Here is a 22883-nt window from a genome sequence, read left to right as displayed (position 1 = left end):
GGGTTAATCGGCTCACCTAGGTGAATTGATTGAACCACCTAGGTGGATTGATTGGCTCACCTAGGTGAGCCGTAAAAAAGAATTAATTAATATATAGTTTTTACCACATTCACACTAACATTTTTATACTATAACGTCTCCTTAATATACTATTTCCCTTACAAAAACATTATCTTAAAACTTTTGCAATAATCTTTTCACACCTCAACCCTCGATTATTATAATAATTTGTTACTTTTGCAATCAACCAATTTGTAAAATATGAAAGTTGCTATAATCAAATATAACGCAGGAAATATATTTTCGGTGGATTATGCCCTGAAAAGAATAGGAATTACACCTATTATTACTGCCGACAAGGAAACCATAATGAAAGCCGACAAGGTGATATTTCCCGGTCAAGGTGAAGCTGAAACTACAATGAAATATCTTAAGGAACATAACCTTGATAAATTGATAAAAGATTTAAAACAGCCACTTCTCGGTATATGTATTGGTATGCAGCTTATGTGTAGGCACTCCGAAGAAGGAAATACGGATTGCCTCAATATTTTTGATGCGGAAGTTAAAAAATTTATACCAGAAGTCCATGAAGACAAGGTTCCGCATATGGGTTGGAACACTATAACAAATACATCTAGTGGGCTTTTCAAAGGATTCGACAAAGATGAATATGTATATTTTGTTCACAGCTACTATGTTCCGCTTAATAAGCACACAGCAGCTGAAACAAACTATATACTTCCTTACAGCTCTGCTTTGCATAAAGATAATTTTTATGCAACACAGTTCCACCCGGAAAAAAGCGGGAAAACAGGAGAAAGAATTCTGAAGAACTTTCTGGATTTGTAAATAATAAAAATTTATTGATAAATGATAGAGCTAATACCAGCTATAGATATAATTGAGGGGAAATGTGTGAGACTGACTCAAGGAGATTATAGCAAACAAAAGATATACAATGAAGACCCTCTTGAGGTCGCAAAAGAATTTGAAGGACACGGTTTGAAACGCCTGCATGTTGTTGACCTTGACGGTGCAAAAGCAGGCCATATTGTCAACTACAAGGTTCTGGAAAAAATAGCAACAAAAACAGAACTCACAATTGACTTCGGCGGCGGACTAAAACAGGACAAAGACCTGGAAATAGCCTTTGACTGCGGAGCATCAATGGTTACGGGAGGAAGTATCGCCGTGAAATCTCCGGAAGTATTCACTCAATGGATTGAACGCTTCGGTCCAGACAGAATAATCCTAGGAGCAGATGCCAAAGACAGAAAAATTGCTATTGAAGGCTGGGAAAAAGAAACTTCGCATGAGCTTCTTGAATTCGTGACTTCATATTTCAAAAAAGGAATAAGAAAAGTTATTTGCACAGACATAAAGCGAGACGGAATGCTGCAAGGACCAGCAACGGATTTGTATTCCGAAATGTTGCAGGAAATACCTGAGCTGTTTCTTATTGCCAGCGGCGGCGTAAGCTCACTGGACGATATAGTAAAGCTAAATGAAGCTGGAGTTCCAGGTGTTATTTTCGGTAAAGCTATATATGAAGGACGAATCAGCCTGAAAGACCTGGAAAGCTTCGTTATTGGCAAATAGATTAGTTGACAAGGAAACAAGTTGACAAGAAGATTCTCTCTCTGAAGTCTCGTTGCCTTGTATCTGATAAAAAATTAAAGAAAAACATTATGCTTGCAAAAAGAATAGTACCTTGTTTGGATATCAAAGACGGAAAAACCGTAAAAGGAATAAACTTCGTAAATTTCCGTGATGCCGGAGATCCGGTTGAACTAGGAAAAGCATATAGCGATGCCGGAGCCGACGAGCTTGTTTATCTTGATATAACAGCATCGCACGAAGGACGAAAAACTTTTACCGAGCTTATAGGAAAGGTGGCGGCAAACATCAGTATCCCGTTCACAGTTGGCGGAGGCATAAATGAGTTGAAAGACGTTGCAAGACTGCTTGAAGCTGGAGCCGACAAGGTTTCGATCAACTCTGCAGCAATACGAAATCCAGAACTGATTAACGAGATAGCCAAGAATTTCGGTAATCAGGTATGCGTAGTAGCAATTGATGCCAATTACGAAAACGGAGAATGGATTTGTTATCTTAACGGAGGCAGAATACCGACATCCAAGCGCCTTTTCGAATGGGCAAAAGAAGCTGAAGAACGTGGTGCCGGAGAAATTCTTTTCACCAGTATGACTCACGACGGTGTGAAAGAAGGCTATCCCAACGAAGCTTTGGCGCGCCTTGCCGAAGAGTTGCACATTCCAATCATTGCATCCGGCGGCGCAGGAAAAATGGAGCATTTCAGAGATGCTTTCATAAAAGGAAAAGCAGACGCGGCATTAGCAGCAAGTGTTTTTCATTTTGGAGAAATAAAAATAGATGAACTGAAAAAGTATCTGTTGAATGAAGGAGTAATCGTTAGAATATAAAAACAATAAAAAGATGAAATTGGATTTTGAAAAAATGGGAGGATTAATCCCAGCAATTATTCAGGACAACTACACTAACAAAGTGCTTATGCTTGGCTTCATGAACGAAGAAGCTTATAACAAAACTGTTGAAACACAAAAAGTGACATTCTTTAGCCGTTCGAAAAACAGACTATGGACAAAAGGTGAAACTAGCGGCAATTATCTGAATGTTGTAACTATCAACGCAGACTGTGACTACGACACTTTGCTTATTAAAGTAAATCCTACAGGTCCGGTTTGCCACACAGGCGCCGATACTTGCTTTGGTGAAAGAAACAAAGAAGACATTATGTTCTTGAAATATTTGCAGAATTTCATTGAACTTCGCCGCCAGGAAATGCCTGAAGGTTCATATACAACATCTTTGTTTACTAAAGGTGTGAACAGAATGGCTCAGAAAGTTGGTGAAGAAGCTGTTGAAACAGTTATCGAAGCAACAAACGGTACAGAAGAAGGTTTTATCTATGAAGCATCAGACTTGATGTATCACCTGATTGTGCTGTTGACAAGCAAAGGTCTTCGCATTGAGGATTTGGCAAGAGAACTTGAAAAAAGACATAAATAAAATGTGACTGGTTGACAAGGTTTCAGAGACAAGTTGACGAGGTAAAACAGCTATTACTTCGCAATTTATTATCAAAATACTCTTGTCAACTTGTTTTCCTGCAAACCAGTTAACTGAAAGTTGAGTCCAGCGAAACTTGAATTAAATTATTTAAACTACAAACAGTATGGAAGATAATACAGAACTGCTCTGCTTGAAAGATGTAGATATATGCAGAGAAGAAAATACTATTTTACATAAGACATGCTTCTCCCTTCATAACGGTGAGTTTGTCTATGTAATCGGAAAAGTAGGAACAGGTAAGAGTAGCTTGTTGAAGTCTTTATACTGCGAAATAGAGATTAAACAGGGAGAAGCCAGATTGCTGGATTTCGACCTTAGGAGAATCAAACGTAAAGATATTCCTTATCTGAGACGAAGATTGGGAATCGTGTTCCAGGATTTCCAGCTCCTGACAGACCGTTCGGTATTTCATAATCTGGAATTTGTGCTTAAAGCAACAGGATGGAAAAAGAAATCTGAAATTGAAAACAGAATCAACGAAGTTCTTGCGAACGTAGGCATGGAAACAAAAGGTTATAAAATGCCTCACGAGCTCTCCGGCGGTGAGCAGCAGCGTATAGCCATTGCCCGTGCTTTGCTTAACAAACCGGCACTGATTCTGGCAGATGAGCCGACAGGAAATCTGGACCCGGAAACAAGTTCGCAGATTGTAAAACTTCTGCATGACATTTGTCAACAAGGAACGGCTGTTATAATGACAACACATAACTATAATATTGTTAAAAACTTTCCAGCAAGGATAGTTAAATGCGAGAATGGTTGTCTAAATGATATTGAAGATTGAATTTTATTCATATCTTTGCAGTCGGAATCGTTATGTTTAAAAACGAATAATTTAGAAACATGCAGGGAAATAAAATTGTCCTGCCTTTAATACATTAAGAACGAAAAATGAAAGTTTTAAAGTTTGGCGGTACTTCTGTGGGATCTGCACAGAGAATAAAAGATGTAGCAAAACTGATTACAGGCAGCCGTAACATCGTTGTTCTGTCTGCCATGTCGGGCACAACTAACTCTTTGGTTGAAATATCCGATTATCTTTACAAAAAGAATCCGGATGGTGCTAACGAAATCATCAATAATTTGGCACGAAAATACTATGGCCATATTGATGAACTATATACTTCAGAAGAATATAAGCAGAAGGCCAAAGAACTGGTTAACGCTCACTTTGACAAAATTCGTTCTTTCACCAAGGACTTGTTCACTTTGTTTGAGGAAAAAGTTGTTTTGGCTCAGGGCGAATTGATGTCAACAGGAATGATGAACCTTTATTTGCATGAACAAGGTGTCAATTCTGTTCTTCTTCCTGCTTTGGATTATATGCGTACAGACAAAAACGCAGAACCGGATCCTGTTTATATCCGTGAGAAACTGACTAAGTTGCTGGAAGAAAACAAAGATGCTGAAATCTTCATTACACAAGGTTATATCTGCCGAAACGCATATGGCGAAATCGACAACTTGCAGCGTGGAGGTAGCGACTATTCTGCATCTTTGGTTGGTGCAGCTGTTAAAGCTGAGGAAATCCAGATTTGGACAGATATCGACGGAATGCACAACAATGACCCTCGTGTAGTTGAACATACTTCACCAGTAAGACATCTGCATTTTGAGGAAGCTGCAGAACTGGCTTATTTCGGTGCAAAAATTCTTCACCCAACTTGTATCTTGCCTGCTAAGATTAACAACATTCCTGTTCGTTTGCTTAACACAATGCAGCCAGATGCTCCTGGTACATTGATTTCAAACGAAACTGAAAAAGGTAAAATCAAAGCTGTAGCAGCAAAAGATAATATCACATCGATTAAAATCAAGAGCGGCCGTATGCTGTTGGCTACAGGCTTCTTGCGCAAAGTATTCGAAATTTTCGAAAACTACCAAACTCCAATCGATATGGTTACAACTTCTGAAGTTGGCGTTTCTGTTACAATCGACAATCGCAAGCACTTGGACGAAATCGTTAACGACTTGAAGAAATACGGAACTGTTTCTGTAGATTCTGATATGGTTATCGTATGTGTTGTTGGTGATTTGGAATGGGACAATGTAGGTTTTGAAGCTCGTATTGTTCATGCATTGAAAGATGTTCCGGTACGTATGATTTCATACGGTGGTAGCAACTACAATGTTTCTCTACTTGTTAAAGCTGATGATAAGAAACGAGCATTGCAGGCTTTGAGTGAACATTTGTTCAACGAAAAATAAAATATAAGTAAACACAAACTGTTCAAATATTAAGGTAGTCAAGAATAATGACATTGTTTTATATATCATCATTTCTTGACTACCTTATTTATAGTTTGACAGTTTGAATACCAACCTAAAATTTTCTTCTCTATAACCCAAAAACAATAAACTTTATGCTGAAAGGTAAATTTCCTATAGATAAATTCAATAGTTTACAAACTCCTTTTTATTATTACAACATGGCTCTTTTACAAGAGACATTGGACGTTGTAAAAAGTGAATCCGGAAAATACGGTTATCATGTTCATTATGCTATTAAGGCTAATGCAAATCCCCAAATTTTATCTTTGATTGCAAAGAATGGTTTGGGAGCAGACTGCGTCAGCGGTGGTGAAGTTCAGGCTGCATTGGACGCTGGTTTCCCTGCAGACAAGATTGTTTTTGCAGGAGTTGGTAAAGCTGATTGGGAAATCAATCTTGGCTTGGACAACAATATTTTCTGCTTCAATGTAGAATCACTTGCCGAACTTCGAGTAATCAACGAATTGGCACAAGCAAAAAATAAAATTGCATCTGTAGCATTGAGAATCAATCCGGAAGTAGACGCTCACACTCATGCCAAAATTACAACAGGTATGAAAGAAAACAAATTCGGTATCAACCTGAGTTTGCTTGGTGGTGTTATTGACGAACTGCAGAAAATGAGCAATGTGAAGCTTATAGGTATTCACAGTCACATCGGTTCGCAAATTACAGACATGTCCGCATTCCGTAATCTTGCTATCCGCATAAACGAAATACAGGAAGAATTGGAACAAAAAGGCATCTTCGTTGAAAATCTTAATTTCGGCGGTGGATTAGGTATAGATTATTATCATCCAAATCACCTTTCAATTCCTGCTTTCGACAATTATTTCGCTGTATTCAACAAATTATTGAAGCTTCGTCCGGGACAGCAGGTACATTTCGAACCGGGACGTTCAATCGTCGCTCAATGTGGAACACTAATTTCAAGAGTACTGTATGTGAAAGAAGGCGAAGTAAAGAAATTTGCTATTCTTGACGCAGGTTTCACAGAGTTGATTCGTCCTGCTATGTACGATTCATATCATAGAATGGAAAATATCTCAAGTGATGACGCAACAGATATCTATGACGTTGTTGGTCCGATTTGTGAATCTTCAGATGTTTTCGGAAAAGATGTTGAACTTAATTCCGTGAAACGTGGAGATTTCATAGCTTTACGTTCTGCCGGAGCTTATGGCGAAGTTATGGCTTCGCAATATAACTGCAGAAAATTGCCTAAAGCTTATTTCTCTGATAAATTATAAGAAAAGAGACCGGAAGTGTGAACGCAACTTCCGGTTTACGAAAAACACAAAATGAAATGGGAGAAATATTTGTATCCTATCAGTCCGATTTTATATTGGCAGGAATTACAATAGTTTTATTCTTTATTCTGATGGCTTATCGCTACAGGTACATGAAACCGATAAGATACAAAGAGGCTCCTTTATTGGAGCCTCTTCCTAATAAAGAACCTATATCAGTAATTCTTTATGTTTCAAGCAGTGCTGAAATATTAGAAAAAGCGCTCACTGCTCTGTTGACTCAAAACTATGACAAATATGAAGTTATAGCCATAAACTATGGTAAGAATAATGACACAGAAGATGTACTGAAAAGGCTATCATTAAAATACAATCACCTTTATTATACATACATTCCTCAAGAAGCAAGGTATCTGAGTAAACGTAAACTTGCTTTCACTATGGGAATAAAGGCTGCACAATATGATAGAGTTCTATTTATAGAGCCGAATTGCCAACCAAGCACTGATGAATGGCTTAACGAAATATCAAAATATAAGAATGATGACTCAACCATTCTACTAGGCAGTGCAATTTATCCTTTCAGTAAAGGTTTGTCGCAAAAAATCATTGCTTACGAAATTATGACGGACAGCCTGTTATATCTTTCACAAGCTATGTCCGGTTCATTTATACGTGGATATGGTGAATATATTTCGTACAAGAAAGATTTGTTCATGGCAAAACAAGGGTATAAGAATCATTTGAACTTAAGATGTGGAGAAAATGATTTATTTATACACGAAAATGCTACTAGCAAAAACACAAACGTGTGCCTTTCCCAAAACAGTATGACAACATATATCGAACCTTTCAGCCGTAAGGAATGGATAAAAAAGCGTTTCGAAAAAAATACTATTCTTCATTATTACAAAGGTATTGGTATGTTTAATGCTAATTTGGAATATCTGTTTTATACTCTTTTTATTTTATGCGTAATTGTCTGTATTGTAAAAGGAGTTATATCTCATAACTGGATATTGGCATTATTTGGCGCAGTTTCTTTTATTGAATTATACTCATTTAAATATATTCTGTATAAAAAAGCAGAAGCCATCCTTAATGTCACTGACATTGCAAAATGGCTTCCGATTCTTGATATAATAAGATTATATGATTTCATAAAAGACAAATTTATCCTCATATTCAACAGAAAGAAAAGTTATACTTGCGTAATAAAAGATTAAGGATATTTGTCTATTCTATATGTTATTCAAATTTTATGCTCTTTGCCGGTTCTATTCTGGAAATCATGTATGATGGTCCGAGAAGCATCAGCATCGAAGCACAAAGTGTTCCGATATTCAGCAATATTAAGGATGTAACGTTCAAATCGATAGGTACAGCATCCAAATAATAAACCGATGGGTCGAGAGCTATAATATGTGTATATGATTGCAGCAGGCAAAGAGCTATTCCAATTACATTTCCCCATAACATTCCCTTTCCAACCAAAAAGAATGCGACATATAGAAATACTTTCCTGATACTGGCATTATTTTCTCCCAAAGCCTTCAATATTCCAATCATATTGGTACGTTCCAATATAATTATCAACAAGCCGGAAATCATGGTAAAACCAGCAACTGCCATCATCAACACAAGGATTACAACCACATTCAAATCCAGAACGTCAAGCCAGCTGAATATCATAGGATTCAGTTCCTTTATTGAACGGACATATAAGGAATTACCATTTCTGTCAGTTGCTTCAGCCAAATCAAAATACAGATTTTCAGATATTTCATCGAGCTTATCATAGTCATTGACCAACAATTCTACCCCACTCACCTGATCATCGTCCCATCCATTCAAACGGCGTACCTGTTTGATATCGGCCATGACAAACAATTTGTCATAGTCCTGAAATCCAGTTTCATAAATTCCTTTTATCGTGAATTTTCTTGCACGTACATCTTCCTGAACAAAATAAGTGAGAAAAGTATCTCCAAGTTTCAGCCCCAGCAAATCACACAAATATTTCGAAACGACAACATCATTCGAACGTTTGTCTGCTGAAATCTGCAAAACTTCTCCTTCTTTAAGATTGGATTTGAAAAAGGACCAGTCATAATCGGAATCAACACCTTTAAGAATTATACCCTGAAAATCCTGCTCTGTTTTCAATATGCCTGGCTTTGTAGCAAAAACTTCCATATGTTTTATGCCTGGATAAGCAGACAGGACATTACGCAAAGAATCGCCAACAGCAATCGGTGTTGATTCATATGAGGAATTTGAGTCGAGGTTGGTTATCTGTACATGCGAACCAAAGCCTATCACTTTGTTTCTCACTTCTTTCTTGAAACCTATAACTATGGCTACAGAAAGAATCATAACTGCCAGACCTAACGATATGCCTAACATAGCAATTCTAACGGCAGGAGAAGTTGTCTTCCTGCCGCCATCCTTGCTGAAATGTATTTTTCTAGCTATGAATAATTCAAAATTCATAAATATCACAAAACTCTTCCGGGATATGCTTCCAATGCTTTCTGAAGAACGACAAGAGCTTTTGCCAAATCTTCTTTCTTTAGTACATATGCCATACGGACTTCATTCTTTCCAAGTCCAGGCGTTGTGTAAAAGCCTGATGCCGGAGCCATCATCACAGTCTGGCCTTCATATTCAAACTCACTCAAACACCATGCACAGAACTTATCTGCATCATCAACAGGAAGTTTTACCACAGTGTAGAATGCGCCCATTGGTATAGGAGAATAACAACCAGGTATTCTATTCAAACCATCAATAAGGAACTTTCTTCTCTCAACATATTCATTATAAACATCCAGCATATAATCATCTGGAGTGTCAAGTGAAGCCTCAGCTATTATCTGACCAATCAATGGAGGACTCAAACGAGCCTGACACCATTTCATGACATTATCTTTTACTGCCTGATTCTTTGTTATCAAAGCTCCGATACGTATTCCACATTCACTATATCTCTTTGAAACTGAATCCACAAGCACCACATTGTTTTCTATTCCCTTAAGATGGAAAGCAGAAATATATGGAGCGCCGGTGTAGCAGAATTCACGATAAACCTCATCAGAGAAAAGGAACAAATCATACTTCTTAACAATATCACGAATCTGGTTCATCTCTTTCTGAGTATAAAGATAACCTGTCGGATTGTTAGGATTACAGATTAGTATCGCTTTGGTGCGTGGAGTTATTAGTTCCTCGAATTTTTCAACAGAGGGAAGAGCAAAACCTTCTTCGATTGTTGAAGGTATGGTTTTGATTACCGCACCACAAGAAATAGCAAATGCCATATAGTTGGCATATGCTGGTTCCGGAACAATTATTTCATCACCAGGGTCAAGACAAGCCATAAATGAGAAAAATACAGCTTCCGAACCTCCGGTTGTAATTATTATATCATCAGCATCAACAATAATATTGAACTTAGCATAATATTTAACCAGCTTTTCTCTGAAACTTCTTATTCCCTCACTAGGTGAATATTCCAACACTTTTCTGTCAATATGTTGCAAAGCATCCATCGCGACATCTGGAGTTGGAAGGTCTGGCTGACCGATATTCAAATGATACACTTTAACTCCTTTTGCCTTGGCTTTGTTTGCCAACGGAACAAGCTTTCTGATAGGAGAAGCTGGCATTTCAACTCCTCGCTCTGATATATTGGGCATTATTCTTTCTTTTTATTATTTAATCGTACAAATATATGGATTTTATTTTGCTTAACATTATTATTATGATTGGATTTGTAAAAGTATTTATTGGAAAAAGAAGTTTCATAAACTCAACTTCCCTAAAGTTATGGTTAGTAAAAACGGGCAAGAGAGGAATAAAGGTATATAAAAAACAAAAAGCCGTACCTTCCAATAAGAAGACACGACTTACTTCTCAATTAAGAGAAAACAACTTTAATTAGTTGTTTTCTGCCAAGTAAACATCGTTTACAGAAGAAATACCCATCAAACGATTGTTGTTGTTTGTAATGTTTACCAACATAACATATTTGCGGTACTGATCGTTTGTCAAAACTTTCTTCATCAATTTCAAGTTGCCATAGATAGCTTCCTGCATTTTCTGTTCCTGTACGCTAGGAAGAGCACGCAAGCTTTCTTTCTGTTTTTCGATGAAATAAGTGTTGATAGCTTCTACTTCATCAATCTGAGCAGCTGTCAAATTCAAGTAAGATGACAATTGATACAAACTTGCAGAAAATGGTTCTTTAGCTGATCCATCATTCTTTGCAAATACATTAGCACTCATCAATACTGCTACAACAAATAAACCTAAACGTTTCATAATTCTAAAATCTTTTTAAACCTAAACAATTAATTTGTTAACCTAAACAGAGGTGCCTTAAAGCATCTCTTCTATCTTTTTGCCGATACAAAGATATACACATGTTTTACAACATCGATATACAACAGGTTTAAAATATGTAAAATAGACTATTCTTTTGATTTATATCAAGGATTTCAACTTTCAAATTGTTTATTTAGTTTAGAATGCTTAAAACAAAATATCTACTATACCCTTATTTTAACATTAAATTGTCATTACAAAGTTATTACATTTCCCCAAAATCCCAGTGTTTTTACTGACAAAAAGCCAAATATCGAAAAATTGGACCGAACCAACTGAGTTGTAGGTTCGAACCCATGAAAAAATAGGGTCGGACCTACGTTTCCGTGGGTTCGGATATATTTTCGAGTCAAACAGACCTTCAACTAAACAAATAAAATATTAATCTCATATGGATAAATAATCTTATATTTACAACAACAATGCTATAATTACAGATTCAATTACAAAAACACAAAATATGTACAAAAAACTCTATCTAATTGCCGGACTATTATTAGCAAGCCTGGCTTGCCAGGCTTCTGTTGACACATTGTCGATAGATGCGCCACAAGTTCCTATTCTGATTGACAGGAATGACAATTCTTTGTTTGAAATGTATATTAATGCCGATAATGATGATACATTAGATAATATATGTATAGAATTAGGCAAAGAAACTAATCCAGATGAAATACAAAGCATAAAACTTTATTACTCCGGAGTTGAAGCTGTCTCAAAAAAAGGTAATAACTACAGACCTGTAAATTATTTATCCAGTCACAATCCTAAATTCACTAGAAAAGCAAATCCTTCTTATTCTATAAAAAAGGAAGAGGTCACAAATATTTCATCAGTAATGACACTGAATGCAAAACAAAAACTGATGAAAGGTAAAAACTTCTTTTGGATAAGTATTGAAATGAACAAGAATGCTTGCCTGACTAATAAGGTGAAAGTAAACATCACGTCTGCTACATCCAACGGCAAAACTTTGGTTCTTGTTGGAGACACCAATACGGAAAGACGTTTAGGAATAGGTGTTCGCCATGCGGGTGACGACGGAGTAGCAGCATTTAGAATACCAGGACTTGTAACCACAAATCAAGGAACATTGGTTGGAACATATGACGTCCGATACAACAGCAGTGTTGATTTGCAGGAAATGATTGATATTGGCATTAGCAGAAGTACAGATAAAGGACAGACTTGGGAACCTATGCGCATTGCTATGACAATGGGCGAAGAAGGAGGATTGCCTCATGCACAAAATGGAATTGGTGATCCATCAATATTGTTCGATACAAAAAACAACAAGCTTTTCGTAGTTGCAGCATGGACTCACGGTATGGGTAACGACAGAGCTTGGTGGAATTCTATGCCGGGCATGGAAAAGGAACAAACTGCCCAACTGATGATTTCACAAAGTGACGACGATGGTAAAACCTGGAGCAAACCTGTTAATATTACCAAACAGGTAAAAAAAGACTCTTGGTATTTTCTGCTTCAAGGTCCGGGAAGAGGAATTACAATGCACGATGGAACCTTGGTTTTTCCTATCCAATTTATTGATTCCACAAGAATTCCTAATGCCGGAATAATGTATAGCCGTGATGGCGGGAAAAACTGGAATCTGCATAATCCAGCCAGAAGCAATACCACTGAAGCGCAAGTCGCAGAAATTGAACCCGGAGTTCTTATGCTTAATATGAGAGACAACAGAGGCGGAAGCCGTGCTGTTTCAATAACAAAAGATTTGGGAAAAACATGGACAGAACATCCTTCCAGTCGAAAACTTCTTCAAGAACCGGTTTGTATGGCTAGCTTGCTGAAAATCGAAGCTGACGAAAACTGTCTGAATAAGGAAATCCTTCTTTTCTCAAATCCTAATACAACAAAAGGAAGAAATCATATTACAATTAAGGCAAGCTTGGACAATGGAAAATCTTGGAATGAAAAATATCAGATAATGCTTGATGAAGATGAAGGTTGGGGATATTCATGCCTCACATTGATAGACAAAGAAACTATCGGTATCTTATATGAATCAAGTGTGGCACATATGACTTTCCAATCCATTAAAATTAAAGACCTGATTACCGAATAAAAGGATTCATATATAAAAAGAATAAACCGGAAACATTGAAATTTGCATTTAATGTTTCCGGTTTTATTTAGATATTTACCAAAGCAGCATTAATAGATTTGCAAGACTTTATCAAAACATATTTCCAGAATCTTTATCGCTTATTGAAGAAGTCAATATACTTCCGGAATAAGTATATTTAGAACTGTTATATGGTATTTCTTTGATAACTTCACCATCAAAAGTGTTGAACTTTATCTTCAATGTTACTGTTTCGCCTTTCGTATCAGGTAATGATGACAAATCAAATGATACCAAACCTTTGACTCCATATTTCTGTGAATCATTATATGCATTGTGGCGGAACTCCAGTTCATATGATGTTGAATCATTTAAGGAAGATGGTATCAGATTGACAAAATGTTTCTCTCCAGAGTCACCATAGTATGCGCCAAACATAATGTCCAAATAACCACCTCCGGTTTCTATAGCAATAAGTTCTACCGGGTCAGTTCCATAGATTTCATCATTCTCTTCACCCTTATTTGACGCTATAGCCTTTGTCAGAATCTCATCTATCCAGTTGATTTTGATACCATGGCTAAAACCTTGTGTTGAATCCGAAAGCATTGTATAGTTTACCTGTACTCTTTGTTTTGAGTTAGGATTAAATCTATAATCATTTGTTGCAAACGGCCACAATGTTTCTCCATTATCTCTCACCAGATAATATGAACCTCCGCCAAGAGGTTTTGCAGTCATAACTTCGATTGCAAATTTATCCAATGAATATCCGTCATCATCCGAACATGACTGAAACAATAACATTCCTGTCATAATGGATAATATTCCACAAAATAATTTTAACATACTTCTCAACTTCATCCTTAATTATCAATTTATTCTTTTCTCAAACTTCTTTTAAACTAAAGACGCACATGCTACACTAAATGCTGCATAATAAAGAGTTAAAATTCATTTACAGGAAATTTCATTGAAAATTAGTTTTGCCGTTCTTTCTGAAGCTCCAGGATTTCCCAATATAGAAATCATTCTGTCGTAGTCAGACAACATTTTGCATCTGTAATTCTCATCAAACAAAAGAAGCTCAAGTTCAGCTCTAATCTTATTCTCTGTAAAATCTTCACCGAATAATTCTTTCACAACTTTTTGCTGCGACACCAGATTAACCAATGATATATATTGAATATGGAAAAAATGACGGAACACGAAACTGGAAATTTTTCCCAATGGAGTATAATAACATACAGCCTGCGGAACACGAAACAATGCCGTTTCCAACGTTGCTGTTCCCGACGTTACCAAAGCTGAATAACTATGTTGCAATATTTCATAAGTTTTTCCGAACAAAACAGTAACATTTTGTCCTCCGATATATTCATTATAATATTCTGCCTCAATTCCCGGAGCTCCTGCCACAACCAACTGGTATTCTTCGTATCGGGATGCTATTTTAAGCATCATCGGCAAATTATCCTTTATTTCCTGACGGCGGCTTCCTGCCAGAATTGCCAATATTGGTTTACCGCTGAGTTTGTTTTCTCTGTCAAACTCTTCTTTTGTCTTATTATATGTATTCTTAAAAGAATATACAGAGTCAACAGATGGATTTCCAACATAGTCAACCTTGTAATTCAATTTGTCAAAAAAATCCGTTTCAAAAGGAAGAATACAATACATCTTGTCAACATATCGGCGAAAGCTTTTTATTCTGTATTGCTTCCAAGCCCAAATCTTAGGTGAGATATAATAATGAACAGGAATATTCAATTGCGTCTTGACATACTCAGCGATTTTCAGATTGAAGCCAGGATAATCTATCAATATTACCACATCCGGAGAAAACAGAGCAATGTCTTCCTTGCATTTCTTCATATTATTCAAAATAGTGCGAGCATTTAACAACACAGGAATAAAACCCATAAAAGCCATTTCTTTGTAATGCTTGACTAATGTTCCACCCTGTGCTTTCATCAAATCTCCACCAAAAAATCTGAACTCTGCGTTTTTGTCGCATTTCTTAAGTTCATGCATAAGATTCGAAGCATGCAAGTCTCCGGAAGCTTCACCGGCAATCAGATAGTATTTCATATTTTCATTAGCTGAAGTCAGCTTCTAATTTATTCAAGAACGTATAATCAGTTACATCTATTTTGCATGGAACAAGAGATGCATAACCCTGATCCAACAAAAGCATATCATTGTTTTCTCTTTCATCGTCATTGCGGAACTCACCAGTCAGCCAAAAAACAGGTTTTCCTTGAGCATCTTCCGAACGCTTAAATTCCTTTATCCATCTTCCGTCTGCCTGAACACAAACTTTCATTCCTTTCACCTTTTCCATAATTGGGACATTAAGGTTGAGATATGTTCCATGTGGCAAACCGTTCTTCAAAATATATTCTGCAACTTCTCTTCCTAATCTGCAGCATTCATTGAAGTCAGCATCGGCACTATGATCCAACGAAGAAACTCCAAGCGAAGGAATACCAAATATACAACCTTCGGCAGCAGCACCCATTGTTCCGGAATAGTTCACACATATTGCCATATTTCCTCCATGATTGATTCCAGAAACTAACAAATCCGGCTCACGCTCCAATATCTCATTAATTGCAAGTTTTACACAATCAACCGGAGTACCTGTACAACTATATACAGTAAGGTCATCTTCTTTTTTTATCAGGCGATATTTCAAAGGCAACAATGAAGTTATTGCACTTGACATTCCCGATCTTGGTCCGTCCGGTGCAAACACAACAATCTCACCCAAGCCTCTGAGAGATTTTATCAATTCATTTATTCCTTTAGCCTGATAACCGTCATCATTGGTTACAAGTATTAATGGTTTGATTTTGTCTGTCATATTATATTGTTTTAATAATAGCCAATAATATATTTATGCTCAAAGATACTAAAAGTAGAATGTATAAAAAATAAGGTCACTTGATTTTTTATATAGAGATTCCTCCATATAAATAATAAAAACAAAATTCATTATTTTTACTTTCGTAAAAACTGTTTTTATTTCACAGTGCAACAAACTAGATAATCACATATTAATAATAAGGACTAAATACATATAATATATGAATTGGCAACAATTGTTATCCGGAAGAAGATTCGGTATGGAAGAATATCACGAAAGGAAACATGAGAGAACTGATTTCCAAAGAGACTACGACCGTCTTATATTCTCCTCTCCTTTTAGAAGAATGCAGAATAAAACTCAGGTTTTTCCTCTACCGGGAAGTATTTTTGTCCACAACCGACTTACTCATAGTCTTGAGGTTTCATGCGTAGGACGTTCTTTGGGGAACAATATTTCTAAAGCTCTAATCAAGAAATATCCAGAAGGCTCAATTAATTTCCCGGAAATTGGAGCAATAGTTTCAGCAGCTTGTCTTGCTCATGACATGGGAAATCCTCCTTTCGGACATTCTGGAGAAAGAGCTATCTCTGCATATTTTTCTGAAGGCAACGGGACTTCTCTGAAATCAACTATAGAAAGTGAAGGTGGTAGATGGGAAGATTTCATACATTTCGAAGGTAATGCCAATGCTTTCAGATTACTGACTCATCAGTTCATAGGAAGAAGAAAAGGTGGATTTGCTCTTACATACAGCACACTTGCCTCGATAATAAAATATCCTTATGCATCAACTGAAGCTGGCGGTAAAAACAAATTTGGATTCTTCCAGACTGAGGAAGATTCATATTTAAAGATTTCAGAAGAACTTGGTATATGCAAAAATCCGAATAATGATAAAAAATACTCAAGATATCCATTAGTTTATCTTGTTGAAGCAGCTGATGATATTTGTTATCAGATAATGGATATTGAGGATGCATACAAACTGCATATATTAAGTAAGGAAGAAGCTATCGAATTATTGACCGGATTTTTCACCGGAGATAAACTACAGCATATAAATAAAGTCATGAACATGGTTGATGACACCAATGAACAAATTGCATATTTAAGATCATGTATTATCGGTCTTCTGGTTGATGAATGCTCCAAAGTATTTATCGAACATGAGGAAGAGTTGTTGAACGGGACATACAATACACCTCTTATTGATAATATAGAAACAACTGCAAAGACAGCATATAATAACTGCTCAAAGACTGCACAATCAAAAATATATAAATCCAAGGAAGTTCTTGATGTGGAACTTGCCGGTTACAGAATTTTCAGTCACCTTATAGATTGCCTTACTGATGCAGTTATGCGACCAAACCATGCATACAGCAAACTTTTACTAAAAAGGATTCCGGAACAATATAATGTAAATGCAAAAACTAATTATGGAAAAATTCAGTGCGTACTTGACTATATCTCCGGTATGACTGATGTATATGCATTAGACTTATATCGAAAAATCACAGGAATGAATCTGCCGGCTGTATAAATACTTCATTATATAATATCAGAAACACTGCAGTGTTCCAAATTAAACATTGCAGTGTTTCTAAAATTTCTTCGCAGTGTTTTTACGATAACTACACTAAGTTTATAAACAAAAAAAGACCCGATTCCTTTCGGAACCGAGTCTCTTCGCTTTCTAAAACGGCGGCTACCTACTCTCCCACTTTTACGCAGTACCATCGGCGTGATTGGGCTTAACTTCTCTGTTCGGAATGGGAAGAGGTGGAACCCCAATGCTATAACCACCTTAATATCGTTTTAAGTTTCTTTGTTTTTAAGTTTTTGAGTTTTTAAGTTTCTTACTCTTTAACTTAAAAGTTACATGTCTGTGACAATAAAGAGAGTTCTTTTCGTAGAACTAACACTGAACTTCCAGTGCCTTAAAATCTATCAATCCTTCCAATAAGGAAAAGTCTCGGGCAATTAGTACTACTCGGCTTTGACATCACTGTCTTTACACCTGTAGCCTATCAACGTCGTAGTCTACAACGACCCTCAGGGATATCTTATCTTGAGGCTGGCTTCGTACTTAGATGCTTTCAGCACTTATCCAATCCGAACTTAGATACCCGGCGGTGCACCTGGCGGTACAACCGGTAAACCAGCGGTTCGTCCAACACGGTCCTCTCGTACTAGTGTCAGAGCCCCTCAAATATCCTACGCCCACGATAGATAGAGACCGAACTGTCTCACGACGTTCTGAACCCAGCTCGCGTGCCACTTTAATGGGCGAACAGCCCAACCCTTGGGACCTTCTCCAGCCCCAGGATGTGACGAGCCGACATCGAGGTGCCAAACCATTCCGTCGATATGAGCTCTTGGGAATGATCAGCCTGTTATCCCCGGAGTACCTTTTATCCTTTGAGCGATGGCCCTTCCATACGGAACCACCGGATCACTATGCTCTAGTTTCCTACCTGATCGACTTGTATGTCTCCCAGTCAAGCACCCTTATGCCATTACACTCTGCGACCGGTTACCAATCGGTCTGAGGGTACCTTTAGAAGCCTCCGTTACGCTTTTGGAGGCGACCACCCCAGTCAAACTACCCACCATACAGTGTCCCCGCTTCTGCGGGTTAGAATTCAAACAATCAAAGGGTCGTATTTCAACGACGGCTCCACAAATACTGGCGTACCTGCTTCTTAGCCTCCGACCTATCCTACACATCAAGTGCCCAAATTCAATGTAAAGCTATAGTAAAGGTTCACGGGGTCTTTTCGTCCCATCGCGGGTAATCGGCATCTTCACCGATACTACAATTTCACCGAGCTCACGGTTGAGACAGTGCCCAGATCGTTACACCATTCGTGCAGGTCGGAACTTACCCGACAAGGAATTTCGCTACCTTAGGACCGTTATAGTTACGGCCGCCGTTTACTGGGGCTTCAATTCAATGCTTCTCTTGCGATGACATCTCCTCTTAACCTTCCAGCACCGGGCAGGTGTCAGGCTGTATACTTCATGTTAACTATTTCGCACAGCCATGTGTTTTTGTTAAACAGTCGCCTGGGCCTATTCTCTGCGGCCTGCCGAAGCAGGCGTCCTTTATCCCGAAGTTACAGGACCATTTTGCCTAGTTCCTTAACCGTGACTCACTCGAGCGCCTCAGTATTTTCAACCCAACTACGTGTGTCCGTTTGTGGTACGGGTACTTCATGAATATGTTTAGCGGATTTTCTAGGGAGCATGGTTACATCCATTTTGCCTTGTACAAGTACGCGGCATACTGTCAGGTTCGACTCTCTCTGCGGATTTGCCTACAGAAATCTTAATCTACACCCTTCAACCGGCTATTCCGTCAGCCGGCAGGACTGTCACTTCTCCGTCTCCACGTCACTCCATAAAGTAGTAACGGAATATTAACCGTTTCTTCCATCGGCTTCGCCGTTCGGCTTATCCTTAGGTCCCGACTTACCCTGATCCGATTAACGTTGATCAGGAAACCTTAGTCTTTCGGCGAGGAGGTTTCTCACCTCCTTTATCGTTACTTATACCTACATTTGCTTTTCCGGAAGCTCCAACAAAGGTCATCCTCTATCTTCAGCGCCGCCGGAATGCTCCCCTACCATCTCTTACGAGATCCACTGCTTCGGTAAATAGTTTTATGCCCGATTATTATCCACGCCAAACTCCTCGACTAGTGAGCTGTTACGCACTCTTTAAATGAATGGCTGCTTCCAAGCCAACATCCTAGCTGTCTCTGCAATCTGACTTCGTTAGTTCAACTTAACTATTATTTGGGGACCTTAGCAGGTGGTCTGGATTCTTCTCCTCTCGGACATGGACCTTAGCACCCATGCCCTCACTCCATGGCAATATATAACACGCATTCGGAGTTTATCTGGACTTGATAGGCGGTGAAGCCCTCGCATCCAATCAGTCGCTCTACCTCATGTTATACTAACCACAGGCTGCACCTAAATGCATTTCGGGGAGTACGAGCTATCTCCAAGTTTGATTAGCCTTTCACCCCTACCCTCAGCTCATTGGAACACTTTTCAACGTATACCCATTCGGACCTCCAGTTGGTGTTACCCAACCTTCATCCTGGCCAAGGGTAGATCACTTGGTTTCGCGTCTACTCCCAGTGACTATAACGCCCTATTAAGACTCGCTTTCGCTTCGGCTCCGTAACTTAATTACTTAACCTTGCCACTGAAAGTAACTCGTAGGTTCATTATGCAAAAGGCACGCCGTCACAGCACGAAGCTGCTCCGACCGCTTGTAGGCAGACGGGTTCAGGGTCTATTTCACTCCTCTGTTCGAGGTTCTTTTCACCTTTCCTTCACAGTACTGGTTCGCTATCGGTCTCTCGGGAGTATTTAGCCTTACGGGATGGGCCCCGCTGATTCACACAGGATTTCTCGTGTCCCGCGCTACTCAGGATTCCACTAGGCTTCGTTATCGATTCGTATACCGGGCTGTCACCGTCTTTGGCCGTTCTTTCCAAAACGTTCTACTTCGATAATTTCTTGCCACAGCGTGGTCCTACTACCCCGATATTGCCTAGACAACATCGGTTTGGGCTGTTCCGCGTTCGCTCGCCACTACTTGCGGAATCACTTTTGTTTTCTCTTCCTACGGGTACTTAGATGTTTCAGTTCCCCGCGTTCGCTTCTCTAACGAGATGGCAGGTCTTCAACCTGCCGGGTTGCCCCATTCGGAGATCCCGGGATCAGGGATTATTTGCATCTCCCCCGGGCTTTTCGCAGCTTATCACGTCCTTCTTCGCCTCCGAGAGCCAAGGCATCCACCGTCTGCCCTTGCTTACTTTTCCTTATCTGGTACATCAACGTACCGGATTGATATATCTTAAGCTTGCTCTACTTTTTAAAAACTTTCTCTTTATCGTCCAACATGTCAAAGATCTTATACCTTTTTCAAGGCTATGTGGAGAATAACGGATTCGAACCGTTGACCCTCTGCGTGCAAGGCAGATGCTCTAGCCAGCTGAGCTAATCCCCCGTTTTTTCATTTGCGGCTGCAAAGGTATGAAACTTTTTTCTTTTCCGCAAATAAAAAGGAAAGAAATTTTTCATCGTTTCTTTCCGGAGTAGTCCCAGGCAGAGTTGAACTGCCGACCTCTACATTATCAGTGTAGCGCTCTAACCAACTGAGCTATAGGACTGTCAACTTTGCCGGTTTCCCAGCTTCATCTTTCTCTTTTTCTATCTTTTTTTCATATATCCAACCGTAGTACAAGTGGAGATTCAATACCACTTGATAATCTTCACGGAAACTCTCGCTCCAGAAAGGAGGTGTTCCAGCCGCACCTTCCGGTACGGCTACCTTGTTACGACTTAGCCCCAGTCACCAGTTTTACCCTAGGCCGTTCCTTGCGGTTACAGACTTCAGGTACTCCCGGCTCCCATGGCTTGACGGGCGGTGTGTACAAGGCCCGGGAACGTATTCACCGCGCCATGGCTGATGCGCGATTACTAGCGAATCCAGCTTCACGGAGTCGAGTTGCAGACTCCGATCCGAACTGAGACGTGGTTTCGAGATTAGCTCCCTGTCGCCAGGTCGCAACTCTTTGTCCACGCCATTGTAACACGTGTGTCGCCCCGGATGTAAGGGCCGTGCTGATTTGACGTCATCCCCGCCTTCCTCACAGCTTACGCTGGCAGTCCCGCTAGAGTCCTCAACTTTACTTGTTAGTAACTAACGGCAAGGGTTGCGCTCGTTATGGCACTTAAGCCGACACCTCACGGCACGAGCTGACGACAACCATGCAGCACCTCGCAAGCGGCTATTGCTAGAAAGTCAGTTTCCTGACCGGTCCCCCTGCGTTCAAACCCGGGTAAGGTTCCTCGCGTATCATCGAATTAAACCACATGTTCCTCCGCTTGTGCGGGCCCCCGTCAATTCCTTTGAGTTTCACCGTTGCCGGCGTACTCCCCAGGTGGATTACTTAACGCTTTCGCTGTAGAGCTTACATTATATCGCAAACTCCTAGTAATCATCGTTTACTGCGTGGACTACCAGGGTATCTAATCCTGTTCGATACCCACGCTTTCGTGCTTCAGTGTCAGTTATGGTTTAGTAAGCTGCCTTCGCAATCGGAGTTCTGCGTAATATCTATGCATTTCACCGCTACACTACGCATTCCGCCTACCTCAAACACACTCAAGTCTCCCAGTATCAATGGCAATTTTATGGTTAAGCCACAAACTTTCACCGCTGACTTAAAAGACCACCTACGCACCCTTTAAACCCAATAAATCCGGATAACGCTCGCATCCTCCGTATTACCGCGGCTGCTGGCACGGAGTTAGCCGATGCTTATTCATAGGGTACATACAAGATCCCACACGTGGAATTTTTTATTCCCCTATAAAAGAAGTTTACAATCCATAGAACCTTCATCCTTCACGCGACTTGGCTGGTTCAGACTTCCGTCCATTGACCAATATTCCTCACTGCTGCCTCCCGTAGGAGTCTGGTCCGTGTCTCAGTACCAGTGTGGGGGACCTTCCTCTCAGAACCCCTATCCATCGTCGGTTTGGTGGGCCGTTACCCCGCCAACTGCCTAATGGAACGCATGCCTATCTATCAGCGATGAATCTTTAACAAATATTCCCATGCGGGACCCCTGTTTTATGCGGTATTAATTCATCTTTCGATGAGCTATCCCCCTCTGATAGGTAAGTTGCATACGCGTTACTCACCCGTGCGCCGGTCGCCGGCAATAGTTGGCAAGCCAACTATCCCGCTGCCCCTCGACTTGCATGTGTTAAGCCTGTCGCTAGCGTTCATCCTGAGCCAGGATCAAACTCTTCGTTGTTATAAATTGTTTATGTCTTATGCTCAAGATTCCGTTACTTCTCGATTTATCAAG

At 39.3% G+C, this 22883-nt stretch carries 15 protein-coding genes, 2 tRNA genes, 3 rRNA genes and 1 pseudogene; 10 read left to right on the top strand and 11 right to left on the bottom strand.

The genetic code is table 11. The features are described from left to right. The first annotated feature begins 261 nt into the window (after positions 1-261). From hisH to ACYIAR_RS12545, 8 genes and pseudogenes are all read left to right on the top strand, one after another. The gene (gene hisH / locus ACYIAR_RS12580) at positions 262-852 is read left to right on the top strand and encodes an imidazole glycerol phosphate synthase subunit HisH (RefSeq protein ID WP_480329888.1); all 591 of its coding nucleotides are present in this window, start codon (positions 262-264) and stop codon (positions 850-852) included. A gap of 21 nt (positions 853-873) precedes the next feature. Further along, on the top strand, positions 874-1602 hold the full coding sequence (gene hisA / locus ACYIAR_RS12575) for a 1-(5-phosphoribosyl)-5-[(5-phosphoribosylamino)methylideneamino]imidazole-4-carboxamide isomerase (RefSeq protein WP_480329887.1): 729 nt from the start codon (positions 874-876) through the stop codon (positions 1600-1602). A gap of 89 nt (positions 1603-1691) precedes the next feature. Further along, the gene (gene hisF, locus ACYIAR_RS12570; RefSeq protein WP_480329886.1) at positions 1692-2447 is read left to right on the top strand and encodes an imidazole glycerol phosphate synthase subunit HisF; all 756 of its coding nucleotides are present in this window, start codon (positions 1692-1694) and stop codon (positions 2445-2447) included. A 10-nt stretch (positions 2448-2457) separates the two neighbouring features. Next, a pseudogene (gene hisIE / locus ACYIAR_RS12565) lies at positions 2458-3054 on the top strand (bifunctional phosphoribosyl-AMP cyclohydrolase/phosphoribosyl-ATP diphosphatase HisIE); the annotation flags it as partial. A gap of 166 nt (positions 3055-3220) precedes the next feature. Further along, positions 3221-3901 (top strand): cell division ATP-binding protein FtsE, encoded by a 681-nt coding sequence (locus ACYIAR_RS12560; RefSeq protein ID WP_480329885.1) that lies wholly within the window; start codon positions 3221-3223, stop codon positions 3899-3901. Positions 3902-4008: 107 nt separating this feature from the next. Beyond that, positions 4009-5325, top strand: coding sequence for an aspartate kinase (locus ACYIAR_RS12555; RefSeq protein ID WP_480329884.1), 1317 nt, complete (start codon positions 4009-4011; stop codon positions 5323-5325). Positions 5326-5480: 155 nt separating this feature from the next. Further along, positions 5481-6638 carry a diaminopimelate decarboxylase gene (gene lysA / locus ACYIAR_RS12550; RefSeq protein ID WP_480329883.1) on the top strand — a complete coding sequence of 386 codons (1158 nt, stop codon included), beginning with the start codon at positions 5481-5483 and terminating at the stop codon, positions 6636-6638. Between the two features lie 56 nt (positions 6639-6694). Then, complete coding sequence (locus tag ACYIAR_RS12545) at positions 6695-7864, top strand: glycosyltransferase (protein ID WP_480329882.1); 1170 nt, start codon at positions 6695-6697, stop codon at positions 7862-7864. Positions 7865-7886: 22 nt separating this feature from the next. On the opposite strand, the gene ACYIAR_RS12540 is transcribed toward ACYIAR_RS12545, so the two are convergent. The 3 genes from ACYIAR_RS12540 to ACYIAR_RS12530 form a co-directional block, all read right to left on the bottom strand. Continuing rightward, the gene (locus ACYIAR_RS12540; RefSeq protein ID WP_480329881.1) at positions 7887-9131 is read right to left on the bottom strand and encodes an ABC transporter permease; all 1245 of its coding nucleotides are present in this window, start codon (positions 9129-9131) and stop codon (positions 7887-7889) included. 5 nt (positions 9132-9136) lie between these two features. After that, positions 9137-10336 carry a pyridoxal phosphate-dependent aminotransferase gene (locus ACYIAR_RS12535; RefSeq protein WP_480329880.1) on the bottom strand — a complete coding sequence of 400 codons (1200 nt, stop codon included), beginning with the start codon at positions 10334-10336 and terminating at the stop codon, positions 9137-9139. 241 nt (positions 10337-10577) lie between these two features. Then, the gene (locus ACYIAR_RS12530) at positions 10578-10961 is read right to left on the bottom strand and encodes a hypothetical protein (RefSeq protein ID WP_480329879.1); all 384 of its coding nucleotides are present in this window, start codon (positions 10959-10961) and stop codon (positions 10578-10580) included. 523 nt (positions 10962-11484) lie between these two features. Between ACYIAR_RS12530 and ACYIAR_RS12525 the strand changes: the two genes are divergently transcribed. Further along, positions 11485-13110, top strand: a complete 1626-nt coding sequence (locus ACYIAR_RS12525; RefSeq protein WP_480329878.1) for a BNR-repeat neuraminidase N-terminal domain-containing protein — start codon at positions 11485-11487, stop codon at positions 13108-13110. Positions 13111-13221: 111 nt separating this feature from the next. On the opposite strand, the gene ACYIAR_RS12520 is transcribed toward ACYIAR_RS12525, so the two are convergent. The 3 genes from ACYIAR_RS12520 to surE all read right to left on the bottom strand — a co-directional run bounded on the left by ACYIAR_RS12520 (position 13222) and on the right by surE (position 15976). Continuing rightward, a complete protein-coding gene (locus tag ACYIAR_RS12520) occupies positions 13222-13959 on the bottom strand; it encodes a NigD-like protein (protein ID WP_480329877.1) in 738 nt (245 codons plus the stop codon). Positions 13960-14064: 105 nt separating this feature from the next. Beyond that, positions 14065-15201 carry a lipid-A-disaccharide synthase gene (gene lpxB, locus ACYIAR_RS12515; RefSeq protein ID WP_480329876.1) on the bottom strand — a complete coding sequence of 379 codons (1137 nt, stop codon included), beginning with the start codon at positions 15199-15201 and terminating at the stop codon, positions 14065-14067. Positions 15202-15208: 7 nt separating this feature from the next. Beyond that, complete coding sequence (surE, locus tag ACYIAR_RS12510) at positions 15209-15976, bottom strand: 5'/3'-nucleotidase SurE (protein ID WP_480329875.1); 768 nt, start codon at positions 15974-15976, stop codon at positions 15209-15211. Between the two features lie 223 nt (positions 15977-16199). Between surE and dgt the strand changes: the two genes are divergently transcribed. Continuing rightward, positions 16200-17525, top strand: a complete 1326-nt coding sequence (dgt, locus tag ACYIAR_RS12505; RefSeq protein ID WP_480329874.1) for a dGTP triphosphohydrolase — start codon at positions 16200-16202, stop codon at positions 17523-17525. Between the two features lie 156 nt (positions 17526-17681). On the opposite strand, the gene rrf is transcribed toward dgt, so the two are convergent. From rrf to ACYIAR_RS12480, 5 genes are all read right to left on the bottom strand, one after another. Next, a 5S ribosomal RNA gene (rrf, locus tag ACYIAR_RS12500) occupies positions 17682-17792 on the bottom strand. 154 nt (positions 17793-17946) lie between these two features. Further along, a 23S ribosomal RNA gene (locus ACYIAR_RS12495) occupies positions 17947-20822 on the bottom strand. 114 nt (positions 20823-20936) lie between these two features. After that, positions 20937-21010, bottom strand: a tRNA-Ala gene (locus ACYIAR_RS12490). An 89-nt stretch (positions 21011-21099) separates the two neighbouring features. Next, positions 21100-21173 (bottom strand) — tRNA-Ile (locus tag ACYIAR_RS12485). Between the two features lie 123 nt (positions 21174-21296). After that, positions 21297-22829 (bottom strand): 16S ribosomal RNA (locus tag ACYIAR_RS12480). Together the 16S, 23S and 5S rRNA genes with 2 tRNA genes alongside form the textbook arrangement of a ribosomal RNA operon. Between the last annotated feature and the right edge of the window lie 54 nt (positions 22830-22883).

The organism is Parabacteroides sp. KHUB-01, from assembly GCF_056640935.1.
The sequence above is the reverse complement of the archived record's forward strand: the minus strand, read 5'-3'. Positions and strand labels throughout refer to the sequence as shown.